Genomic DNA, 22,353 nt, shown 5'->3' with positions numbered 1-22,353 from the left:
TACCTGTTATCGCTGCCACGGCATGATGGGTACCGCACTGATAGCATTTTTGGGCGATCCATCAACCACCTTATCTGAATAGGCCAGATAGGCCAGCGTGTTGCGTTTCGCATCATAAAAACGCACGACCTGTAAGGATTTAAACACCAGAGACGTACGTTTCTTAAAGACCACCTCGCCCTGGGCTTTGCCGTTTTTAATTCTGTCGCTCAGCTCCACCGGCCCCACTTGCTGACAGGAGATAGCCGCGTCGGAAGTATCTTCAGCCAAACCGAGCCCACCTTTAATGCCACCCGTTTTGGCGCGGCTAACGTAGCAGGTCACATTAGTGACATCAGGATCATCAAATGCCTCGACCACAATTTTATGATCCGGTCCAAACATTTTGAACACGGTATCGACAGATCCAATCTGCTCCGCATGGGCAACCTGCGCCATCATCAGCAGAATTGAGGAAATGACTAAGCTCTTATATTTCATATTGTTACCATTCTTAAATGTTACTCTGTGTAATTATTAGACATTCTAAGATAAAACGTATACAGATCACAGGATTACAATAATCACGCTTTCGTATGTGCGAAAAAAGCACTTATGAGCAAAAAAAACACTGAATGCTAAAACAGCAAAAAATGCTATTATCCTCATACCTGACGTCAGGTACTCGTTGTTGAAAGGATGAGGATATTTTATGGATCAGGCTGGCATTATTCGCGACCTCTTAATCTGGCTGGAAGGCCATCTGGATCAGCCTTTGTCGCTTGACAATGTGGCGGCAAAAGCAGGCTATTCCAAGTGGCATCTGCAGAGAATGTTCAAGGACGTGACGGGCCACGCTATTGGCGCCTATATCCGTGCTCGTCGTTTATCGAAGTCCGCAGTGGCGCTACGCCTGACTGCGCGTCCAATACTGGACATCGCCCTACAGTATCGCTTCGATTCTCAACAGACGTTTACCCGCGCGTTCAAAAAGCAATTTTCCCAGACACCTGCGCTGTATCGTCGTTCACCGGAATGGAGCGCTTTCGGTATTCGCCCTCCGATGCGCCTCGGGGAATTTGCCATGCCAGCACATGAATTCGTCACGCTGGAAGATACACCACTGCTGGGTACCACGCAGAGTTATTCCTGCTCGCTTGAGCAGATTTCAGATTTCCGTCATGAAATGCGGATCCAGTTCTGGCGCGACTTCCTTGCTCAGGCTCCTGCGATCCCGCAGGTTCTGTACGGACTCAATGAAACGCGTCCCAGCATTGAGAAAGATGACGAACAGGAAGTGTTTTATACCACCGCGCTCACACCAGAGCAGGCCAACGGATACGTGCAGTCGGCGCAACCCATCCTGTTACAGGGCGGCGAGTATGTGATGTTTACCTATGAGGGTCTGGGGACGGGCGTGCAGGAGTTTATCCTGACGGTGTACGGCACCTGCATGCCAATGCTGAACCTGACTCGCCGTAAAGGGCAGGATATAGAGCGATACTACCCGGCAGAAGATGCCAAAGCGGGAGATCGCCCTATTAACCTGCGCTGCGAATTCCTGATTCCTATCCGCCGTTAACGCTGTAGTTCATCCAACGCAGGGGCATCCAGATGCGAGATGTCCCCTGCCGTTTCAACCACCCAGCCCGGTGCCAGCCATAAACTTTCCTGGTAATCGACGCGAGAAATAGAGCAGTTGCGCAGACGCAAACGACGCTCAGCCCATGCAGGCAATCCCAGAATAGTACTCACCAGGCAGCCCAGCGCAATACCATGGCTCACCAGCAATGGACGACTCCCCGGCGGCAGTTCCAGGCAGGATGCCAGCGCCGCGTTGACACGATCGCTCAGTTCCTGCATCGATTCCCCTTCCGGAATACGACCATCCACCGTACCGTTCACCAACTGACGACGCCAGCCCTCTTCTTCCGGGGTCAGTGTATCGATATGGCGTTTTTCCAGCACGCCCATATTGAGTTCACGCAGGCGCGCATCATAAGTGATCTCACAGCCACACGCCTGAGCGATAATTTCTGCAGTGCGTCGTGTACGACCTAAATCGCTACTGATAACGTGCGTAATGCCAAACGAGCGGGCGCGTTCACCAACCTGCATGGCTTGCTGCTCACCTTTAGCGGTCAGTGGGCTGTCTGACTGGCCTTGAATACGTCGCTCGGCGTTCCACTGCGTTTCACCATGGCGAACAAGGTATACCTGTAACATGCTTTTTTTCCGTTATATACTCGTCGTACTTTGAGTAGACTCTGCGATGAATTTTCAAACTGAGCTTAATTATGCACAAGGTTATCTCTGCGACCACCAATCCTGCCAAAATTCAGGCAATTCTGCGGGCATTTGAAGAGATTTTCGGGGAAGGATCCTGCCATATTGAACCCATCGCCGTCGAGAGTGGCGTGCCGGAACAGCCTTTTGGAAACCAGGAAACGCGCACTGGCGCACGAAATCGCGTTGATAACGCGCGCCGCCTGCACCCGCAGGCTGATTTCTGGGTCGCTATTGAAGCGGGAATTGACGATGACGCCACTTTCAGTTGGGTGGTAATTGATAACGGTATCCAGCGTGGCGAAGCCCGTTCTGCTACGCTGCCATTGCCTGCCGTCATTCTCGACAGAGTACGCCTGGGTGAAGCGCTCGGTCCGGTGATGTCGGATTACACGGGTATTGATGAGATTGGCCGTAAGGAGGGCGCAATTGGCGTCTTTACCGCGGGCAAACTGACACGTTCGAGCGTCTATCACCAGGCGGTGATTCTGGCGTTAAGCCCATTTCATAACGCGGTGTATCGGTAATTATTTGCGCTATGTTGTAGGCCTGATACGCACAGCGCCATCAGGTATTTCGCTGCAATGTTGCCGGATGGCGGCTTCGCCTTATCCGGCCTACGACGAATCAGCCGTTTTTGAGCAACACCTGCTCCAGCCACTGGCGTAACTCTACGGGTGCCGACTTGAGACTGTTGGAACCACGCGTAATGGTGGCAATCCCGGCCCCAAGTTCGTTTTTTAGCTCGCGCTGGCTCATCTCACCACGCAACAACTCTTCAATGATGCGCACGCGCGTTCCCAGCGCTTCGCGCTCATCCGGCGTTAACATCAAATTGAGCAGTGGCTGATGTAAATCTTGCTCGTAAGCCTGTTTAAGCAGGTCGACAAAACGTAACCACTCCTGGTGACGCTGTTCTGCCATCGCTGCTGAATAGGGTGATTGCTGGGTCATAAAATGTCGCCATCGTTGCGGGGGGAAGCGTGCTTGCTTCCCCCTTTTGTACTCTTTAACGAGTACGATAGCATAACACACTCAACGCGATCAGTAACGACGTTGCCATTCTGCGTCGCTCATCAACGTCGGTTTATCCCCGAGGAAATAACGGTAGTAAGCATCGTATGCCAGCACGTTCTTCACATATCCTCGCGTTTCCGAGAACGGAATACTTTCGACAAACGCCACGGCATCAATACGACCTGCGCTATTGCCAAGCCAGGTACGAACGCGTCCCGGGCCGGCGTTATACGCCGCAGAAGAAAAGATACGGTTGTTGCCAAATTGCTGGTACACGTACTGCAAATAGCTAGTACCGATGTTGATATTGGTATCAGGATCTAACAACTGATTTGGGTTGCTGTAACCTGGAATCGAGAACATTTTCACCGTATGCGTCGCCGTGCCCGGCATAATCTGCATCAGCCCACTGGCACCTACCGGCGATTTTACTTTCGGGTTCCAGGCGCTTTCCTGACGTGCAATGGCCATCGCATAACTCTGTGGAATATCTTTTCCGCGGGTGTAGCGGGTAAACAGATCCTGGTAAGCCAACGGGAAGCGCTCTTCCAGATGATCCCACAGCTTACCGGCGATCGTCGCCTGCACGCTCAGATCCCACCAGTGGTTATTAAACGCATAACGCGCCAATTGTGCCTGTTCAGACTTCGTGCGACTGGTAACCAGATTCGCCCACTCACTGCGTGCGGTATTGTCCAGGTTCCAGTACATCAGTTCACGAACACGTGCCATTTCCGGCCCCTGAGTCAGGGCAGAGTCAACATTCGCTGGCGCTTTATCCACTTTCAACGCGTACTCTTCTCCCAGCCTTTGCGCGGCCACCATCGGGTAGAAACCGCGCTGCTGCATGAGCTGATGCAGGATCTCTTTCGCTTCATCATTGCGTCCCCGCTCCAGCAGCAGATCCGCCTGCCAGTAACGCCACTCATCTTTTTCTTTCGCCTCCATCGGCAGGCGCGCCAGCCAGGTGTTCAGCCCGCGACGGTCCCCGGTCCCCAGCGCCATGCGCACACGACGTTCCACAAGCGTGGTGGATTGTGAGCGCATAATCGCATCATCGCGCCATTTCGCCTGCTCATCGGTCACATCATTGCCCATCAGGCGCCAGGCAACGATATCACGCAGCTCCTGAATTTGATCGTCATTAAGCTGTTGTGCTTGCGCCAATGAAGGGATCATCAAACGCGCATTTTCCGCATCCTGACGGGCTACGCTGGCAAAAGCCACCGCCGCCATCTGCCGCGTAAAATCTGTTGCACCGGTTGTGCGCGCAAAGGTCATCACCGAATTAGGATCGTTCGCCAGCGCGATGATTGCCTGCGCGATTGTCTGATACTGTGCTGGCATCTGTCCGGCCAGCGCAGTCACCAGTCCGGTATTCCCCGCCTTCATCGCCAGACGGATACGTTCCAGATACGCCAGCGGGTCCTGAGTGCCGGAAGCGCGCCATACGCCGAATAATTTGTCACACGCATTCGGCTGGCTTTTGCCGGTTAACCACAACTCTTTTGCGCCCTGCCAGGCCTCTTCGGTTTGCCCGGTGCTCCATTTCGCATAGTAGTAGTTACATTGCGCCTCAGTAGTGCCAGGCTTATCCGGGCTAAATGCCAGCAGCCCGCGCCAGTCTTCGCGGCGCGCCAGTTCGTTCACAAAACGCGATTGCAGAGTACGTGCCGGTGGGAGCGTCGGGTTAGCGCGCACAAAGTTCGTTACGGTGATGGTAGGCTGATTCATCAAGTCGTCAGTGATCTGGCGATATTCCAGATAGGGGTACAGAGGATAGTTCTTCAGGCCGGGCATCATCTGCTCTACGACGTCCATTTGTCGGTTATCCCAGGCCTGCTTAATTTGCGCATAGCGATTGCGCTGCTCATCCAGGGAATCGGCTCGCGCCACTTGACTGACCGTCAGCAGACATACGCTGGCAGCCAGCAGGCGCCAGGTAAATTGTTTGGCTTTGTCCACAAGCTCTTCCTCTTGTCGTTTACGTCTGTGCAGCATCATGCCGCTTAATTAGTTCATGCTAACCAGACATTGCAGAATGTGCCACGTCACGGACACTTTTTTACTTTTGTTGCGAGTGAGATCTGCTGGCTGGGATTGGGCAATGAAAAAGGCTACACTTCGCCTTTGATAACTATTTACCAATAATTAGCCCTAAATAATTCAAGTTGCAGCAAGGCGGCGAGGGAGTGAATCCCCTGAGCGTACAAAAGTACGTGACTGGGGTGAACGCACACAGCCAACGCATCTGCGGCTTGAAGTATGACGGGATAAACATAGAGGCGAGTCCAACGTGGCCCAATTCGTTTATACCATGCATCGTGTCGGCAAAGTCGTTCCGCCGAAACGTCATATTCTTAAAAACATCTCTCTGAGCTTCTTCCCAGGCGCAAAAATCGGGGTGCTCGGTCTGAACGGTGCGGGTAAATCTACCCTGCTGCGTATCATGGCCGGCATTGATACCGATATCGAAGGTGAAGCACGTCCGCAGCCGGGTATCAAGATCGGTTACCTGCCACAGGAACCGAAGCTGAACCCGGAACACACTGTTCGAGAATCCGTTGAAGAAGCGGTTGCCGAAGTGGTTAACGCACTGAAAGGCCTGGATGAAGTGTATGCGAAATACGCAGAACCAGACGCAGATTTCGATAAACTTGCTGCGCAACAGGGCAAGTTTGAAGAGATTATTCAGGCGCATGACGGTCATAATCTGAATGTGCAGCTCGAACGTGCCGCCGATGCCCTGCGTCTGCCGGACTGGGATGCCAAAATTGAGAAGCTCTCCGGTGGTGAACGTCGCCGCGTCGCACTGTGCCGCCTGCTGCTGGAAAAACCAGACATGCTGCTGCTCGACGAACCGACGAACCACCTGGATGCCGAATCCGTCGCGTGGCTGGAACGCTTCCTGCACGACTTTGAAGGGACCGTTGTGGCGATTACCCACGACCGTTACTTCCTTGATAATGTTGCCGGATGGATTCTGGAGCTTGACCGTGGTGAAGGTATTCCGTGGGAAGGTAACTACTCCTCATGGCTGGAACAAAAAGATCAGCGTCTGGCTCAGGAAGCCTCTCAGGAAGCTGCGCGTCGTAAATCCATTGAGAAAGAGCTGGAGTGGGTACGTCAGGGTGCTAAAGGCCGTCAGTCTAAGGGCAAAGCCCGTCTGGCGCGCTTTGAAGAACTCAACAATACCGAATACCAGAAACGTAACGAAACCAACGAACTGTTTATTCCACCAGGACCACGCCTGGGCGATAAAGTCGTTGAAGTGACCAATCTGCGTAAATCCTACGGCGATCGCGTACTGATTGACGATTTGAGCTTCTCAGTACCAAAAGGGGCAATTGTCGGTATCATCGGTCCGAACGGTGCAGGTAAATCCACCCTGTTCCGCATGATGTCCGGTCAGGAACAGCCTGACAGCGGCACCATTGAACTGGGTGAAACCGTGAAGCTGGCGTCTGTTGACCAGTTCCGTGATGCCATGGACAACAGCAAAACCGTGTGGGAAGAAGTCTCCGGCGGGCTGGATATTATGCGTATCGGCAACACCGAAATGCCAAGCCGTGCCTACGTAGGCCGCTTCAACTTTAAAGGTGTTGATCAGGGTAAACGCGTAGGCGAACTGTCCGGCGGTGAGCGTGGTCGTCTGCACCTGGCGAAACTGCTGCAGGTTGGCGGTAATATGCTGCTGCTCGATGAACCGACAAACGACCTGGATATCGAAACCCTGCGCGCGCTGGAAAACGCCCTGCTGGAATTCCCAGGCTGTGCGATGGTTATCTCGCACGACCGTTGGTTCCTTGACCGTATCGCCACCCACATTCTGGATTACCAGGATGAAGGTAAAGTCGAGTTCTTTGAAGGTAACTTTACCGAATACGAAGAGTACAAAAAACGCACGCTGGGCGCTGATGCGCTGGAGCCGAAGCGTATTAAGTATAAGCGTATTTCTAAGTAATTACCGTTAAGCGCCGGATGGCGGCGTTCCGCCTTATCCGGCCTACGGGATTAGTACGATTTGTAAGCCGAATACGCGCAGGTCATCCTGCCTATGAGGTTGGTGCGACTTGTAGGCCGGATAAGCACGCCCCCCCCGCCTACGAGGTTAGTGCGACTTGTAAGCCGAATAAGCGCAGCGCCACCCCACCTACGAGATAAGTACGACTTGTAAGCCGAATACGCGCAGGTCATCCTGCCTATGAGGTTAGTGCGACTTGTAGGCCGGATAAGCGCAGCGCATCCGGCATTAAAACCTACCTCTGCTCACCCATCAGTTCTTTCACCAGCTCCACGCAGCGCAGGAACCGGCCATCATAGTCAGGCTCTTCCACGTGGACAAAATCGATATTGTTTTCCTGTAGCATCTCCACCAGCAGAGACTGAAATGCCTTACGGTCAACCGAACTCCCAAGGCTGCGTAATCCATCCGCCACCCACGGAGTATTGTTTTCCAGCAGGATCACCAGGTCAAAGCGGTATTCGTCAATCAATGCCTGCACAAACGGATGCTCACGCCCTTCGTACTTTTTACAGAATGCCTGAGTGGTCACAAAGTCAGTGTCGATAAATGCCACTTTATTGGCATATTTCACTGCGAAATCAATGTACTGTGCCTGTCCCAGCGCAATCTTGTCGTAGTCCGAGTATTGCAACGCCATCTCGTCGCCCCCCAAATGGGAAAAGACGTAATCACGGCCATATTCCCACGCACTGGTGGTGTTGAAGATATTGGCAAGCTTATTCACCAGCGTCGATTTGCCGCTCGACTCTCCACCGAGGATCGCCACGGTGCGCACGAAAAACGGTTTCACTTCAGTCGGGATATATTCCCAGTAGCGGAATGGGTTTTCTCGAATTTGCCCGCCGCTGATGCTCATAAATGTCCGTTTGGGATCAACCAGTACCGTTTCAATGCCCAGATGTTCAAGATATTGCGGGGCATCAGATTCTTCAGAGGTGTAAATCCAGTTAGGCTGAATCCCCTTCTCCTGCATAAACGTTTTGATGCCATTGCTCCAGACATCCCAACCGTGCGGATAAGGCTCCATGCCTTCCTCATTGAAGGCATGGATACGGATGTTTTTCTGATATTTGAAGGTCTGCAACAGCCAGCGCAGACGATCGGAGACCGTTGGCTGTTGTGACATGGCACTGTCTTCAAACAGGCTGCGGTCGCGTGTATCGTCATAGCCCATGATGATATGCAGTTCATCTACCTGACTACAGGCGCGCTGAATAAGATAGATATGACCGGTATGCAGCGGATAAAACTTGCCAAATACCACACCGATGTTTTTCTGCTGACGGGGAAACTCAAGCCCCAAAAAACGGTGCAGCGCCTCCAGTTTTTGCGCGCTGGGGCTTTTGATTTTGGCATTCAGCAGTTGGCTTAAATATCCCTTGGTCATGCCACTGGCATCCGCCACCTGTTGCAGGGTACAGCCCTTTTGCTTTATGGCGGTTTTGAGATAGTCGAACGATGACACAAGAGCCTCCTGCTGGAAAAATCGCGTAACACTGCCTGATGGCGCTTCGCTTATCAGGCCTACAACATCAATCCGTAGGCCGGATAAGACGCATTGCGTCACCATCCGGCAAATTATACAACATCACTGCATACAGAGGATTATAAGTCGTCAAACACGCTTAGCGCATCTGCAAGCTTTTTAACGCCAAAAACCTGCATTCCTTCCGGTACTTTTTTCGGTACGTTGGCGGCAGGCACAATCGCCCGGCGGAAGCCGTGCTTCGCCGCTTCCGAAATACGTTCCTGACCGCTGGGCACCGGGCGGATTTCGCCTGCCAGCCCCACTTCACCAAAGACGACTAAATCCTGCGGTAGCGGTCTGTCGCGTAAGCTGGAAACCATCGCCAGCAGCAGCGCCAGATCGGCACTGGTTTCAGTGACTTTTACGCCACCCACCACATTGACGAACACGTCCTGATCCGCCATCTGCAAACCACCGTGACGGTGCAGTACTGCCAGCAGAATCGCCAGACGGTTTTGTTCCAGCCCAACCGCCACGCGACGTGGATTCGACATCATGGAGTGATCGACCAGCGCCTGAATCTCTACCAGTAATGGACGTGTCCCTTCCCAGACCACCATTACTGAGCTGCCGGAGGTAACTTCATCACCGCGACTTAAAAAGATAGCAGAAGGGTTGCTGACTTCGCGCAGTCCCTGTTCGGTCATCGCGAAGACACCCAGCTCATTCACCGCACCAAAACGGTTCTTATGGCTACGCAGGGTACGAAAACGGGAGTCGGCATCACCGTCGAGCAGCACCGAGCAGTCAATACAGTGCTCCAACACCTTTGGCCCGGCCAGCGACCCGTCTTTGGTGACATGGCCGACCATAACAATCGCCACACCACGCGTTTTAGCAAAGCGCGTCAGGTAAGCGGCGGTTTCCCGTACCTGCGCCACACTGCCTGGCGAAGACTGAATATCCGCCATATGCATCACCTGAATGGAGTCGATAACCATCAGCCTCGGCTGTTCTTCTTCTGCAATCAGGCAAATTTGCTCAATGCTGGTTTCCGACAGCATGTTCAGATTCGCCGTCGGAAGACCCAGTCGGTGTGCGCGCATCGCAACCTGCTGCAAAGATTCTTCCCCTGTGACGTACAAGGTTTTCATCTGCTCGGCAAGTTTGCACAACGTTTGTAGCAGCAGCGTCGACTTCCCTGCTCCGGGGTTACCGCCAATCAGAATGGCGCTACCCGGCACCACACCGCCGCCCAGTACGCGATCGAATTCTTTAAAACCGGTAGAAAAACGCGGCAACTCCTCGAGGCTAATATCAGACAGCTTCTGCACCTTTGCGACACCCGCATTCCCGGCATAGCCGCTGAGCCGCTCGTTACGCGCCACCGTAGGCGACGCCGCAAGACGTACCTCGGTAATGGTGTTCCAGGCCTGACAAGCGCTACATTGACCCTGCCAGCGCGGGTAATCGGCCCCACATTCATTACAAACAAAGGCGCGTTTTGGAGCTTTTGCCACGTTTAACCTCTTTTGTTAATGCTTTTGTCGGATGGCGCAGCCGTCATCCGACATCAAAATTATTTCTGGTTCATGCTGCCGGAGAGAATGCAGAACACGCCCATCAGATCAGCGTGACGGATAGTGATCTCCGTCTTTTCATTCACTTTCGGTTTTGCATGGTAGGCGATCCCCAGACCTGCCGTTTTGATCATCGGCAGATCGTTGGCACCATCGCCGATCGCCACCGTCTGCGCCATCGGGATTTCATACTCTTGCGCCAGGCGTGTCAGGGTATTGGCTTTGTACTGCGCATCAACGATATCGCCAATCACATTACCAGTGAATTTACCGTCCATGATTTCCAGCTCATTCGCCACAACGGCAGTCAGTCGCAGTTTTTCACGCAGGTATTCCGCAAAGAAGGTAAAACCACCGGAGGCAATAGCCACTTTCCAGCCGAGCGTTTCCAGCTTCAACACCAGTTGCGTCAGGCCAGGCATCAGCGGTAAGTTTTCGCGCACCTGTTGCAGAATGTTGGCATCGGCCCCTTTCAGGGTGGCAACCCGGCTGCGCAGACTGGCGGTAAAATCCAGTTCACCACGCATCGCGCGTTCGGTCACTTCCGCAACCATTTCGCCCGTTCCGGCCAGTTTGGCGATTTCGTCGATACATTCGATCTGGATAGCCGTAGAGTCCATATCCATCACCAGTAGCCCTGGCGTACGCAGATGGGGGATTTTACCTAATGGCGCAACATCCAGCTTGGCGTCATGCGCCAGTTTTGTCGCGCGCGGTGTTAACGACCCCGCGAGGCGAATCACTTGATAATCCTCAACGCACCAGGCGGCTACGATCACCATCGCCGCACCCAGTTTGCTCTGGTATTGCGTTAAACGCTGTTTATCCAGCCCACGACCATACAGCAGCCAGCCACTGCGGCCCGCGTGGTAGTCCAGCGGCATGACTTCATCACCGCTTAAAGAAAGGGGCAGACCTGGCCACAGAGAGACATCTTCAGGTAGATCGCACCAGGTAATGTTAGGCATTAAAGCTCCTGTAAAATCGTTCGGGTCGGAATCATCCAGGGGAAAATAACGCATGAGGCTACCCTGTAACCAGCGCTTCTGGCAACATTAAGCCTCAAATTTTCAGCAGGTGGAATATGGCTCGCGCAAAACTGAAATTCCGACTTCATCGTGCAGTGATTGTATTGTCCTGTCTCGCGTTGCTTGTCGCCCTGATGCAGGGTGCATCCTGGTTTAGTCAAAGCCACCAGCAGCAACGTAATCCGCAGTTGGAAGAACTGGCCCGTACACTGGCCCGCCAGGTCACCTTAAACGTCGCGCCGCTGATGCGTACCGAAACACCGGATGAAAAACGCATCAAAGCCGTACTCACACAGTTAACGGAGAGTAGCCGTATTCTGGATGCTGGTGTGTACGATGAACAGGGCGATCTGATTACCCGCACCGGTGAGAGCGTCAATGTCCGTGACCGGCTGGCGCTCGATGGCAAAAAGGCCGGGGGCTATTTTAATCAGCAAATCGTTGAGCCCATTCAGGGGAGAAACGGTCCGCTGGGTTATCTGCGCCTGACACTCGACACCCACACGCTTGCCACCGAAGCGAAGCAGGTAGACAACACCACCAACATCTTACGCCTGATGCTGCTCCTGTCACTGGCTATTGGCGTAGTCCTCACTCGCACATTATTGCAAGGCAAGCGTACCCGCTGGCAGCAATCCCCTTTCCTGCTGACCGCGAACAAACCGGTACAGGAAGAAGACAACGAGAAAAAAGAGTAATTCAAAGAAAGGAAATCGACCATGACCACACTACGCCTGCTTATCTCTGACTCTCACGATCCCTGGTTTAACCTGGCCGTTGAAGAGTGCATTTTCCGCCAGATGCCCGCCACGCAGCGCGTCCTGTTTTTATGGCGTAACGCTGATACGGTGGTTATTGGCCGCGCGCAAAACCCATGGAAAGAGTGTAACACCCGCCGAATGGAAGAGGACAACGTGCGGTTGGCACGTCGCAGCAGCGGCGGTGGCGCGGTATTTCACGATCTCGGGAATACCTGCTTTACCTTTATGGCCGGCAAACCGGAGTATGACAAAACCATCTCCACGGTTATCGTATTGAATGCGTTGAATTCGTTGGGTGTAAACGCCGATGCCTCCGGGCGTAACGATCTGGTGGTTAAAACTGCCGAGGGCGATCGCAAAGTCTCTGGTTCCGCATATCGGGAAACCAAGGATCGTGGATTTCACCACGGAACACTGCTGTTGAATGCCGATCTCAGTCGACTGGCCAACTACCTGAACCCCGATAAAAAGAAACTCGCCGCGAAAGGGATTACCTCTGTGCGCTCGCGAGTTGCCAATTTGACTGAATTGTTACCGGGCATTACCCACGAACAGGTGTGTAAGGCTGTTACAGAAGCCTTTTTTGAACACTACGGCGAACGCGTAGATGCCGAAATTATCTCTCCTGACAAAACGCCGGATTTGCCGAATTTTGCCGAAACCTTTGCCCGCCAGAGCAGTTGGGAGTGGAACTTTGGCCAAGCTCCAGCGTTTTCACATCTGCTGGACGAGCGTTTCACCTGGGGTGGCGTTGAGCTGCATTTCGACGTTGAAAAAGGTCATATCACGCGCACACAGGTGTTTACCGACAGTCTCAATCCCGCGCCGTTAGAAGCGCTGGCGGAGCGGCTACAGGGCTGCCAGTATCGCGCCGATGTTTTACATCAGACTTGCGAAGCGCTGGTTACGGAATATCCGGATCAGGAAAACGAGCTGCGTGAACTGGCTGCGTGGGTGGCGAAGGCCGTGCGTTAAGCGATTAGTGGCGAATTGCCGGATGGCGGCTGCGCCTTATCCGGCCTACAAGACCGCTCCTGTAGGCCTGATAAGCGAAGCGCCATCAGGCATTAATAGCGGCATTCCCGTAGGCCCGGCCAGCACAGCGCCACCGGGCATCACAACGCTTACTCTTTATCGCCCAGCAGAACGGATTCCAGTGCGATTTTGATCATGTCGTTGAAGGTCGTCTGACGTTCAGCGGCAGTGGTCTGCTCGTGAGTACGGATATGGTCGGACACGGTGCAGATGGTCAGCGCTTTCGCACCAAATTCAGCCGCAACACCATAGATACCCGCCGCTTCCATTTCCACGCCCAGTACGCCGTACTTTTCCATCACGTCGAACATTTCACCGTCCGGAGAGTAGAACAGGTCAGCGGAGAACAGGTTGCCCACGCGCGCGTCAACGCCCAGCGCTTTTGCCGCATCAACAGCGTTACGCACCATGTCGAAGTCAGCGATAGCTGCAAAGTCATGATCTTTAAAGCGGATACGGTTAACTTTGGAGTCGGTGCAAGCACCCATACCGATAACCACGTCACGCAGTTTGACGTCCATACGCACAGCGCCACAGGAGCCTACGCGAATGATTTTCTTCACGCCGAAATCCGTGATCAGCTCTTTGGTGTAGATGGAGCAGGACGGGATACCCATACCGTGACCCATAACAGAGATCTTACGGCCTTTGTAAGTCCCGGTGAAACCTAACATGCCGCGAACGTTGTTTACTTCACGAACATCTTCGAGGAAAGTTTCAGCAATATGCTTCGCACGCAGCGGGTCGCCCGGCATCAATACGACGTCAGCGAAATCACCCATTTCTGCATTAATATGTGGAGTTGCCATCTTCAGTTCCCTTTTAATTTGATGTTATCGCCTGATGGCGGCTACGCCTTATCAGGCCTACAAAACCTATTCAAATACCCTAAGGATTTCGCGTTGTAGGAAGGCGACGAATTCGTGAATCCCCGGGAGCATAGATTAACTATGTGACCGGGGTGAGCGAATGAAGTCAACGCATCTACAGCGCGAAAGACAACGGGTATTACAGCATGTTTTTACCGTAGTCCATTGGCGACGTACCAAAGTAGCTCGCCAGCGTCTGACCAATATCCGCGAAGGTTTCACGGTGGCCTAAAGAACCAGGTTTCACTTTCGGGCCGTAAATCAGCACCGGAATGTGTTCACGGGTATGGTCAGTGCCAGTCCAGCTCGGGTCACAGCCGTGGTCAGCGGTCAGGATCAGAATGTCATCTTCACCTACCAGCTCCATCAACTCTGGCAGACGGCGGTCGAACAACTCCAAACCAGCAGCATAGCCAGCGATATCGCGACGGTGGCCCCAGGAAGAGTCGAAGTCCACGAAGTTAGTGAAGACAATCGTCTCATCACCCGCTTCTTTCATCTCTTTGATGGTAGCGTCGAACAGCGCGTCCAGACCGGTTGCTTTCACTTTTTTAGTGATACCGCAGTTCGCGTAGATGTCCGCAATCTTACCCACGGACACGACATGGCCTTTTTTCTCATCGACCAGTTTCTGCAGTACCGTCGGCGCTGGCGGCTCAACAGCCAGGTCGTGACGGTTACCGGTACGCTGGAAGTTACCAGCTTTGTCACCGATAAACGGACGCGCAATAACACGGCCAATGTTGTAGCCGCCTTCAGTCAGTTCTTCACGAGCGATTTCACACAGCTCGTAGAGCTTATCCAGGCCAAAGGTTTCTTCGTGGCAGGCAATCTGGAACACGGAGTCAGCGGAGGTATAGAAAATCGGCTTGCCGGTTTTCATATGCTCTTCACCCAGTTGGTCCAGAATAACGGTACCGGAAGAATGGCAGTTACCGAGGTAGCCCGGCAGATTGGCACGCTTAACCAGTTTATCCAGCAATTCTTGTGGGAAGCTGTTCTCATGATCGGAGAAATAACCCCAGTCAAACAGAACCGGAACACCCGCGATTTCCCAGTGGCCAGAGGGTGTGTCTTTGCCGGAAGAGAGTTCATGCGCCCATGCGTAGGCACCAATCACTTCCGCGTTGCCGTCCATACCCGCAGCAATTTTACCCGTCGATCCTTCGTGAGCTTTCACCAGACCCAGACGAGTCAGGTTAGGCAGATTCAGTGGGCCTTTGCGGCCATTGTCAGCTTCGCCCTTCGCACAGGCTTCTGCAATATGACCCATAGTGTCTGAACCTACGTCGCCAAAGCGATCCGCATCTTCAGTCGCACCAATACCAAAGGAGTCCAGCACCATAATAAATGCACGTTTCATCTTGTTCTCCATACATCTGCGCCGCAAAAAAGCGATCAGATCAGTATACAGTTAATCGGTTATACGACGATAGACTGTCGGTGTAATTTCTGGCGCTTTGTCGTCAAGGCTGATTGCCGCTTTGACCGCTTTCGCCGCTTCCTGCCAGCTGGCTTCGTCTTTGGCGTGAATTACCGCCAGCGGACGCTGACCATCAACACTATCGCCCAGACGCGCCATGTCGGTGAAACCGACGCTGTAATCAATGGTGTCCGAAGCCTGACGACGACCGCCGCCCATGGAAACGACCGCCATACCTAGCGCACGGGTATCCATTGCGCTGACAAAACCTTCGGTATCAGCATATACCGCTTTGCTGAGCATTGCCGTCGGCAGGTACTTCGCATAGTTTTCCACGAAGTCGGTTGGGCCTTTCTGCGCCGCAACCATGCGGCCAAAAATTTCTGCCGCTTTACCGTTATCCAGTACGGCCTGCAACTTCGTGCGGGCTTCTGCGTCATCTTTCGCCAGTTTACCGGAGATCAACATCTCCACGCACAGCGCCATCGTAACGTCGAACAAGCGTGGGTTACGATATTCACCGGTCAGGAACTGCACCGCTTCACGGACTTCAACCGCGTTGCCTGCACTGGAGGCCAGCACCTGATTCATATCCGTTAACAGCGCGGTGGTACGAACCCCCGCACCGTTTGCCACGCCGACAATCGCTTCGGCAAGGGCTTCAGAGAGTTCGTAGGTCGGCATAAAGGCGCCACTACCTACTTTGACGTCCATCACCAGCGCATCCAGTCCTTCCGCCAACTTTTTAGCCAGAATGGAACCCGTGATGAGTGGAATGGAATCCACCGTCGCGGTGATATCGCGGGTGGCATAAAAACGTTTGTCCGCCGGTGCGAGTGAGCTGGTTTGCCCAATAATCGCCACACCCACGTCTTTAATAATTTCACGGAAACGCGCATCGTCCGGGAAGATATCAAATCCCGGGATCGCTTCCAGTTTATCGAGCGTACCGCCGGTATGCCCCAGACCGCGCCCGGAGATCATCGGGATAAAGCCGCCGCAGGCTGCGACCATCGGGCCTAACATCAGTGACGTCACATCACCTACACCGCCGGTAGAGTGTTTATCCACAATCGGGCCGTTCAGCTGCAAACTTTTCCAGTCCAGCACGGTTCCTGAATCACGCATTGCCATGGTCAGCGAGACACGCTCAGGCATTGTCATATCGTGGAAGAAAATGGTCATCGCCAGGGCGGCGATTTGCCCTTCAGAGATGGTGTTGTCGCGAATACCGTTAATAAAGAAACGAATTTCTTCATCACTCAGCGCATGACCATCACGTTTTTTACGAATAATTTCTTGTGCGAGAAACAAGGTAACCTCCCGATTATGAGCCGGGAAAGCACTGTACTCCCCGGCAGGTCGTATTGATGCCGGATGGCAGCTAGCGCCTGATCCGGCCTACGATGGGCAATCCAAACTTAGTAGCTGCTTGCGCTCTTACCGTCGCCGTGACCCAGTGCTTTCAGCAGGCTAGCCAGCAGGCTGGACGCACCAAAACGGTAATGACGGGAATCGGCCCAGTCAGCGCCAAACAGTTCGTCGGCAATTGCCAGGAACTGCTGTGCATCTTCTGCAGTACGCACGCCGCCAGCCGGTTTGAAACCAACCGTTTTAGAAACACCCATATCGCGGATCACTTCCATCATGATGCGTGCGCTTTCCGGCGTCGCATTGACCGGTACTTTACCGGTAGATGTTTTGATGAAATCAGCACCGGCTTTGATGGAGATTTCAGATGCTTTGCGAATCAGTGCTTCTTCTTTCAGCTCACCAGTTTCGATGATCACTTTCAGCAGCACATTGGCTGCTGCGCACGCGTCTTTACAGGCTTTAACCAGATCAAAACCAATCTGCTCATTGCCTGCGATCAGTGCACGATACGGGAATACCACATCAACTTCGTCTGCACCGTAGGCAATCGCGGCGCGGGTTTCTGCCAGCGCGATCTCGATATCGTCGTTGCCATGCGGGAAGTTAGTCACGGTGGCAATACGGATGTCCGGTGTGCCCTGCTCTTTCAGAGTCTTACGCGCAATAGGGATGAAACGCGGATAGATGCAGATTGCAGCAGTGTTGCCAACCGGGGTCTTCGCCTGATGACACAGCGCGATCACTTTCTCATTAGTGTCGTCGTCATTCAGGGTGGTCAGGTCCATCAGTTTCAGTGCACGCAGGCTGCTTGCTGTTAAATCGGTCATAACATTCTCCAACGGCATCGCCGTATAAAATTTCACCTTGCGAGTTTGTTAGTATTCTAACATCCGCTCGCAATCACACTTCGATATACATCACAGTTAATGAAAACCACATACAGATTTGCATTACTCTAATGAGATCTAGTTCAAATAAATGACCTTTACTGGCGGCATGCGGTGACATCAGGCGCATCCGGATCAAAGGATGGTGCTGCGTTGCTTCCTACAATGGCGCTTAACCTTCAGTACATAAAGGAACCAACGATGCCCACGTCAAGCGAACTCGCGCTGCAACAGCGCTGCCAACAAATCGTGACCAGTCCAGTGCTCAGCCCTGAACAAAAACGTCATTTTCTGGCACTGGAGGCAGAAAACGCTTTGCCGTATCCGCAACTGCCTGCACAAGCACGCCAGGCGCTGGATGACGGGGTTATCTGCGATATGTACGAAGGCCATGCCCCGTTCAAACCGCGCTACGTATTACCCGATTACGCGCGTTTTCTGGCCAACGGCTCATCATGGCTGGAACTGGAAGGCGCAAAGGATCTCGATGACGCATTATCCTTACTCACCATTCTTTACCACCACGTTCCGTCAGTGACGTCGATGCCGGTGTATCTCGGCCAACTCGATGCGTTGCTGCAACCGTATGTTAGAATTCTAACACAAGACGAGATCGATGTTCGAATAAAACGTTTCTGGCGCTATCTCGACAGAACGCTGCCCGATGCGTTTATGCACGCCAATATTGGTCCTGCCGACACGCCCGTAACGCGGGCAATTTTACGCGCAGATGCAGAGTTAAAGCAGGTTTCGCCCAATCTGACATTTATTTATGATCCGCAAATTACACCTGACGATCTGCTGCTCAACGTCGCGCAAAATATTTGCGAATGCAGTAAACCGCACATTTCTAACGGCCCTGAAAATGATAAAATTTTCACAAAAGGCCACTATGGCGTCGTCAGTTGTTACAACTCACTGCCACTGGCGGGCGGTGGAAGTACGCTGGTCAGACTCAATCTGAAAGCCATTGCAGAGCGCAGTACCTCTGTCGATGACTTCTTTACGCGTACCCTACCGCATTACTGCCAACAGCAAATCGCCATCATTAATTCACGATGTGAATTCCTCTACGAGAAATCACATTTCTTTGAGAATAGCTTCCTGGTGCAGGAAGGGTTGATCGATCCCGAACGTTTTGTGCCTATGTTTGGCATGTATGGCCTGGCAGAAGCCGTAAACCTGCTGTGCGATAAGGCGGGGGAGAACGCTCGCTACGGCAAAGATGAGTACGCTAATCAGCTTGGTTATCGTATTAGCGCCCAGCTCGCCGACTTTGTTAACAACACGCCGGTGAGATATGGCTGGAAGCAGCGCGCGATGCTGCATGCGCAGTCGGGTATCAGTTCTGATATCGGCACCACGCCGGGCGCTCGCCTGCCTTATGGTGATGAACCCGATCCCATCACCCATCTGCAAACCGTCGCGCCGCATCATGCGTATTATCACGCCGGGATCAGCGATATTCTCACACTGGACGAAACCATCAAACGTAACCCGCAGGCGCTGGTACAGCTTTGCCTCGGCGCGTTTAAAGCCGGTATGCGCGAGTTTACCGCCAACGTGAGCGGAAACGATCTGGTCCGTGTGACCGGCTACATGGTGCGCCTGTCGGATCTGGAAAAATATCGTACCGAAGGTTCACGTACCAACACCACCTGGTTGGGTGAAGAAGCCGCGCGCAATACGCGTATTCTGGAACGACAACCCCGAGTGATCAGCCATGAACAGCAGATGCGCTTTAGTCAGTAAGCTGATTCCCTTCTCCTGCGTCGACGGGCCGGGGAGTCGCCTGGCCCTGTTCCTGCAGGGATGTAATCTGCGCTGTAAAAATTGCCACAACCCGTGGACGATGGGACGTTGCAACGATTGCGGGGAATGTGTGCTGCATTGCCCGCATGAAGCGTTGAGTCTGAGCGCGGGAAAAGTATGGTGGCAATCTGATATTTGCCAGCAATGCGACACCTGCCTGCATATGTGTCCTCAGCAGGCCACACCGATGACGCAAACCATGAGTGTGGATGAGGTGCTGCAGCATGTTCGTAAAGCCTCGCCGTTTATTGAAGGAATGACGGTCAGCGGTGGTGAGGCGACAACACAGTTACCGTTTATTGTTGCGCTGTTTAGCGCGATCAAAGCCGATCCGCAGCTACAGCACCTGACCTGCCTGGTAGACAGTAACGGCATGCTACGCGAAACCGGCTGGCAAAAGCTGCTACCGGTTTGCGACGGTGCGATGCTCGATCTAAAAGCCTGGGATAGCGCATGTCATCTGCAACTGACAGGGCGCGATAATACTCTGATTAAAAACAGTATTATCTTTCTGGCTGACCAGGGAAAACTCGCGGAATTACGCCTGTTGGTGATCCCCGGTCAGGTAGACTATCTGCAACACATCGACCCGCTGTCTGCGTTTATTCATCGCTTAGGTAACGTGCCTGTGCGGCTAAATGCCTTTCATGCGCATGGGGTGTATGGCGAAGCGCAATCCTGGCCGAGTGCCACACCGGGAGATGTGGAGCAACTGGCAAATGCGTTACGCAATCGTGGCGTGGATAATGTGATCTTCCCGGCGCTGTACCTGTGATTACCGAATGCAACGACTTCATGTGTAGGCTGGATAAGGCGCAGCCGCCATCCGGCAAAGATATGCCTGATGCACTTCGCTTATCAGGCCTACGGAGCGCAGGATACCTCACACATTAAACAACGCCGTCGTATTGCGATACAGCGCATCTGCTATCACGTCCGCAGGCTCTTGACGCAGTACGCATAATGTCTCAAAGACTCTGACCACCTGCTCAGGACGATTAGGCTGACCCTGAAAACCGTTAAGCGGCATATCCGGCGCATCGGTTTCCAACAGCAGCGATTCCAGTGGCAACGTCGCCATCACCTCACGCGTTTTGCTGGCGCGTGGATAGGTGATGGTCCCACCGACACCTATCTTGTACCCCAGTTGTACAAAACGCGTTGCCTGTTGCAGGCTTCCGGAAAAGCCATGCACCACACCGGTTCGCGGGAGATCATGGCGTTTAAGATGCATAGCTAACTTGTCATGGGTACGGCGCGAATGGAGGATCACCGGAAGATCGTAACGCTTCGCCAGCTTAAGCTGTGCTTCCAGCACCCTTTCCTGCTTATCAAACTGCGGATCTTCACGCCAGAGATCCAGCCCGATCTCACCGACCGCCACCAGCTTCTGCGATCGTTGCTCCAATTCCTGTTGCAACCTGTCCAGACCGTCATCATCGTGATCTTCAATAACAATGGGATGCAGACCCAGCGCGGCATACAACGAAGGATAATTTTCCGCTAACGCCAGTACGCGTGAAAAGTTCATCGCCTGCGTTGCCGGAACAATAATATGGTGCACACCAACGTCAGCCGCACGCTGGAGGCTGGCTGGCTCATCGCCGGTAAAGGGGGGAAAATCAAAATGACAATGCGTATCGATGAACCGGGGACTCACGCCAGATCCTCATTATTAAACGTCGTATCATTGGCCTGGGGCGCACTGCTCGCAACGGATGCATGGGCGTCGTTGGCAACGGGGGCAGGTGGAACCACCACCGGGCTGGGCACCACAATCTTCGGCGTCTGACGAGGCAACGGCACATTTTTCGCCAACAGTTTACCAATCGTTGCCAAAAAATAGCGCCCGCACAGGCGTCCGGTTTTGTAGTCTTCACGCAATGCCGGAATGCGGCTCCCCAGTGCCATACTATGGAGTGGTTTTGGTGGGTAGATCTCAAAAATACGCAGCTTGCCCGGCGGTTTTTCGATAAAGCGCTGAATCGCGCGGTAGCTGGCTTCATGATGTTGAACCAGATTCACCAGCGGCTGCAGACTGCTCTCCCCCAGCCAACGCTCCATACGTTTGAACCATTGTGGGGTGTAGTACATTTGCGAAGGCACGGTGCGGATCACCACCAACGTCTTCGCCCCTTGCTTCGCCGCCTCCTGAACGGGTATGGCGTCACTGACTCCACCATCCAGATAGTTCACACCATCCAACACAACCCCTGAACGATAGAATCCCGGAATCGCACTGGATGCACGAATGAGATCCAGCCAATTGTGCCGGTTCGGCGAAAAATAGCCCGGTGTGTAGTCATCTCCCCGGCAGGCGCACATATAAAACGCTTTACCTGCCTCAAACAGGCGCTCCGCGTTATCCAGCGCCAGCGGCATCTGCGCAGCGGTGGAGTCCACCAGCCAGTCGAGATCGATGAGATTCCCCCCGCGTACGAATCGTACCGGGTCAAAAAACTCACGTCGGGTGGTGTAGCGCATGATCACCTTGCGCCCGTAGCCGGGTTGGTTACAGAGATAGGCCGACAGATTTTGCGCGCCAGCAGATGTCCCATAGAAGAGATCGAAAGGATTAAATTGCGCACGCATAAACTCATCCAGTACGCCGGCAGTAAAGATCCCCCGTTGCCCCCCGCCTTCGCACACCAGCGCCATACTGCCTGGTTGAAATGGACGTAACGATAACGGCGCTATATTACCGAGCGTGACGGGTATTCTCTGCCCCACCTCTGCCTTCCTGTTTTTTGTAATAGAGCAACAAGGTAACGCAAATTGCCCGGCGCTAAAACCGTAAAAGCCAGTCC

The 22,353-nt window shown here is 53.4% G+C and carries 20 protein-coding genes; 7 read left to right on the top strand and 13 right to left on the bottom strand.

The window, feature by feature from the left end:
- Nucleotides 1-6 precede the first annotated feature (6 nt).
- Nucleotides 7-480 carry a protein CreA gene (creA, locus tag NNO08_RS15370; protein WP_137383793.1) on the bottom strand — a complete coding sequence of 158 codons (474 nt, stop codon included), beginning with the start codon at nucleotides 478-480 and terminating at the stop codon, nucleotides 7-9.
- A 211-nt stretch (nucleotides 481-691) separates the two neighbouring features.
- Between creA and robA the strand changes: the two genes are divergently transcribed.
- Entirely contained in the window at nucleotides 692-1,561 is an 870-nt protein-coding gene (gene robA / locus NNO08_RS15365) for an MDR efflux pump AcrAB transcriptional activator RobA (RefSeq protein ID WP_137383794.1), read from the top strand.
- Here robA and gpmB read toward each other — a convergent pair.
- Entirely contained in the window at nucleotides 1,558-2,205 is a 648-nt protein-coding gene (gene gpmB / locus NNO08_RS15360; protein ID WP_271441700.1) for a 2,3-diphosphoglycerate-dependent phosphoglycerate mutase GpmB, read from the bottom strand. The genes robA and gpmB overlap by 4 nt on opposite strands.
- A gap of 71 nt (nucleotides 2,206-2,276) precedes the next feature.
- Between gpmB and yjjX the strand changes: the two genes are divergently transcribed.
- Complete coding sequence (gene yjjX / locus NNO08_RS15355) at nucleotides 2,277-2,792, top strand: inosine/xanthosine triphosphatase (protein ID WP_271441701.1); 516 nt, start codon at nucleotides 2,277-2,279, stop codon at nucleotides 2,790-2,792.
- Nucleotides 2,793-2,892: 100 nt separating this feature from the next.
- Here the strand turns inward: yjjX and trpR are convergent, their stop codons facing one another.
- Together trpR and sltY are read right to left on the bottom strand one after the other, a co-directional pair.
- Nucleotides 2,893-3,219: a trp operon repressor gene (trpR, locus tag NNO08_RS15350; RefSeq protein WP_271441702.1), complete on the bottom strand. Its 327-nt coding sequence runs from the start codon at nucleotides 3,217-3,219 to the stop codon at nucleotides 2,893-2,895.
- A 90-nt stretch (nucleotides 3,220-3,309) separates the two neighbouring features.
- The gene (sltY, locus tag NNO08_RS15345) at nucleotides 3,310-5,247 is read right to left on the bottom strand and encodes a murein transglycosylase (protein ID WP_271457026.1); all 1,938 of its coding nucleotides are present in this window, start codon (nucleotides 5,245-5,247) and stop codon (nucleotides 3,310-3,312) included.
- 331 nt (nucleotides 5,248-5,578) lie between these two features.
- On the opposite strand from sltY, the gene ettA reads away from it, so the two are divergent.
- Nucleotides 5,579-7,246, top strand: a complete 1,668-nt coding sequence (ettA, locus tag NNO08_RS15340; RefSeq protein ID WP_005123940.1) for an energy-dependent translational throttle protein EttA — start codon at nucleotides 5,579-5,581, stop codon at nucleotides 7,244-7,246.
- A gap of 295 nt (nucleotides 7,247-7,541) precedes the next feature.
- Here the strand turns inward: ettA and nadR are convergent, their stop codons facing one another.
- The 3 genes from nadR to serB all read right to left on the bottom strand — a co-directional run bounded on the left by nadR (nucleotide 7,542) and on the right by serB (nucleotide 11,325).
- Nucleotides 7,542-8,774 (bottom strand): multifunctional transcriptional regulator/nicotinamide-nucleotide adenylyltransferase/ribosylnicotinamide kinase NadR, encoded by a 1,233-nt coding sequence (gene nadR / locus NNO08_RS15335; protein ID WP_271449385.1) that lies wholly within the window; start codon nucleotides 8,772-8,774, stop codon nucleotides 7,542-7,544.
- 140 nt (nucleotides 8,775-8,914) lie between these two features.
- On the bottom strand, nucleotides 8,915-10,297 hold the full coding sequence (gene radA, locus NNO08_RS15330) for a DNA repair protein RadA (RefSeq protein WP_271441704.1): 1,383 nt from the start codon (nucleotides 10,295-10,297) through the stop codon (nucleotides 8,915-8,917).
- Between the two features lie 59 nt (nucleotides 10,298-10,356).
- On the bottom strand, nucleotides 10,357-11,325 hold the full coding sequence (gene serB / locus NNO08_RS15325; RefSeq protein WP_202039572.1) for a phosphoserine phosphatase: 969 nt from the start codon (nucleotides 11,323-11,325) through the stop codon (nucleotides 10,357-10,359).
- A gap of 116 nt (nucleotides 11,326-11,441) precedes the next feature.
- On the opposite strand from serB, the gene NNO08_RS15320 reads away from it, so the two are divergent.
- Complete coding sequence (locus NNO08_RS15320; protein WP_137383800.1) at nucleotides 11,442-12,083, top strand: YtjB family periplasmic protein; 642 nt, start codon at nucleotides 11,442-11,444, stop codon at nucleotides 12,081-12,083.
- Between the two features lie 21 nt (nucleotides 12,084-12,104).
- Nucleotides 12,105-13,121, top strand: coding sequence for a lipoate--protein ligase LplA (gene lplA / locus NNO08_RS15315; protein ID WP_271457025.1), 1,017 nt, complete (start codon nucleotides 12,105-12,107; stop codon nucleotides 13,119-13,121).
- 149 nt (nucleotides 13,122-13,270) lie between these two features.
- On the opposite strand, the gene deoD is transcribed toward lplA, so the two are convergent.
- The 4 genes from deoD to deoC form a co-directional block, all read right to left on the bottom strand.
- Entirely contained in the window at nucleotides 13,271-13,990 is a 720-nt protein-coding gene (gene deoD / locus NNO08_RS15310) for a purine-nucleoside phosphorylase (protein ID WP_000224864.1), read from the bottom strand.
- A gap of 199 nt (nucleotides 13,991-14,189) precedes the next feature.
- Nucleotides 14,190-15,413: a phosphopentomutase gene (deoB, locus tag NNO08_RS15305; RefSeq protein ID WP_042312511.1), complete on the bottom strand. Its 1,224-nt coding sequence runs from the start codon at nucleotides 15,411-15,413 to the stop codon at nucleotides 14,190-14,192.
- 51 nt (nucleotides 15,414-15,464) lie between these two features.
- Nucleotides 15,465-16,787: a thymidine phosphorylase gene (gene deoA, locus NNO08_RS15300; protein ID WP_271441706.1), complete on the bottom strand. Its 1,323-nt coding sequence runs from the start codon at nucleotides 16,785-16,787 to the stop codon at nucleotides 15,465-15,467.
- A gap of 107 nt (nucleotides 16,788-16,894) precedes the next feature.
- Nucleotides 16,895-17,674, bottom strand: a complete 780-nt coding sequence (gene deoC, locus NNO08_RS15295) for a deoxyribose-phosphate aldolase (RefSeq protein ID WP_003019042.1) — start codon at nucleotides 17,672-17,674, stop codon at nucleotides 16,895-16,897.
- Nucleotides 17,675-17,935: 261 nt separating this feature from the next.
- Here deoC and NNO08_RS15290 point away from each other — a divergent pair, with 261 nt between their 5' ends.
- A complete protein-coding gene (locus NNO08_RS15290) occupies nucleotides 17,936-19,486 on the top strand; it encodes a YjjI family glycine radical enzyme (RefSeq protein WP_271457024.1) in 1,551 nt (516 codons plus the stop codon).
- Complete coding sequence (locus NNO08_RS15285) at nucleotides 19,458-20,321, top strand: YjjW family glycine radical enzyme activase (RefSeq protein ID WP_271457023.1); 864 nt, start codon at nucleotides 19,458-19,460, stop codon at nucleotides 20,319-20,321. Before NNO08_RS15290 ends, NNO08_RS15285 begins: the two co-directional genes overlap by 29 nt.
- 108 nt (nucleotides 20,322-20,429) lie before the next feature.
- Here NNO08_RS15285 and NNO08_RS15280 read toward each other — a convergent pair whose 3' ends face one another.
- Nucleotides 20,430-21,206 (bottom strand): metal-dependent hydrolase, encoded by a 777-nt coding sequence (locus NNO08_RS15280; protein WP_271441709.1) that lies wholly within the window; start codon nucleotides 21,204-21,206, stop codon nucleotides 20,430-20,432.
- A complete protein-coding gene (locus NNO08_RS15275) occupies nucleotides 21,203-22,276 on the bottom strand; it encodes a patatin-like phospholipase family protein (protein ID WP_271441710.1) in 1,074 nt (357 codons plus the stop codon). The genes NNO08_RS15280 and NNO08_RS15275 overlap by 4 nt, the downstream gene beginning before the upstream one ends.
- Between the last annotated feature and the right edge of the window lie 77 nt (nucleotides 22,277-22,353).

Origin of the sequence: Citrobacter sp. Igbk 17 (genome assembly GCF_028069775.1) — a bacterium.
In the GTDB taxonomy this organism is placed as follows: domain Bacteria; phylum Pseudomonadota; class Gammaproteobacteria; order Enterobacterales; family Enterobacteriaceae; genus Citrobacter.
Note: the sequence above shows the minus strand (reverse complement) of the source record. Positions and strands in the feature narration are given on the sequence as shown.

Bases quoted from the DNA above. Each gene is read 5' to 3' on its own strand.
- creA (WP_137383793.1), bottom strand. From the start codon at position 480: ATGAAATATAAGAGCTTAGTCATTTCCTCAATTCTGCTGATGATGGCG.
- robA (WP_137383794.1), top strand. From the start codon at position 692: ATGGATCAGGCTGGCATTATTCGCGACCTCTTAATCTGGCTGGAAGGC.
- gpmB (WP_271441700.1), bottom strand. From the start codon at position 2,205: ATGTTACAGGTATACCTTGTTCGCCATGGTGAAACGCAGTGGAACGCC.
- yjjX (WP_271441701.1), top strand. From the start codon at position 2,277: ATGCACAAGGTTATCTCTGCGACCACCAATCCTGCCAAAATTCAGGCA.
- trpR (WP_271441702.1), bottom strand. From the start codon at position 3,219: ATGACCCAGCAATCACCCTATTCAGCAGCGATGGCAGAACAGCGTCAC.
- serB (WP_202039572.1), bottom strand. From the start codon at position 11,325: ATGCCTAACATTACCTGGTGCGATCTACCTGAAGATGTCTCTCTGTGG.
- NNO08_RS15320 (WP_137383800.1), top strand. From the start codon at position 11,442: ATGGCTCGCGCAAAACTGAAATTCCGACTTCATCGTGCAGTGATTGTA.
- lplA (WP_271457025.1), top strand. From the start codon at position 12,105: ATGACCACACTACGCCTGCTTATCTCTGACTCTCACGATCCCTGGTTT.
- deoD (WP_000224864.1), bottom strand. From the start codon at position 13,990: ATGGCAACTCCACATATTAATGCAGAAATGGGTGATTTCGCTGACGTC.
- deoB (WP_042312511.1), bottom strand. From the start codon at position 15,413: ATGAAACGTGCATTTATTATGGTGCTGGACTCCTTTGGTATTGGTGCG.
- deoC (WP_003019042.1), bottom strand. From the start codon at position 17,674: ATGACCGATTTAACAGCAAGCAGCCTGCGTGCACTGAAACTGATGGAC.
- NNO08_RS15290 (WP_271457024.1), top strand. From the start codon at position 17,936: ATGCCCACGTCAAGCGAACTCGCGCTGCAACAGCGCTGCCAACAAATC.
- NNO08_RS15285 (WP_271457023.1), top strand. From the start codon at position 19,458: ATGAACAGCAGATGCGCTTTAGTCAGTAAGCTGATTCCCTTCTCCTGC.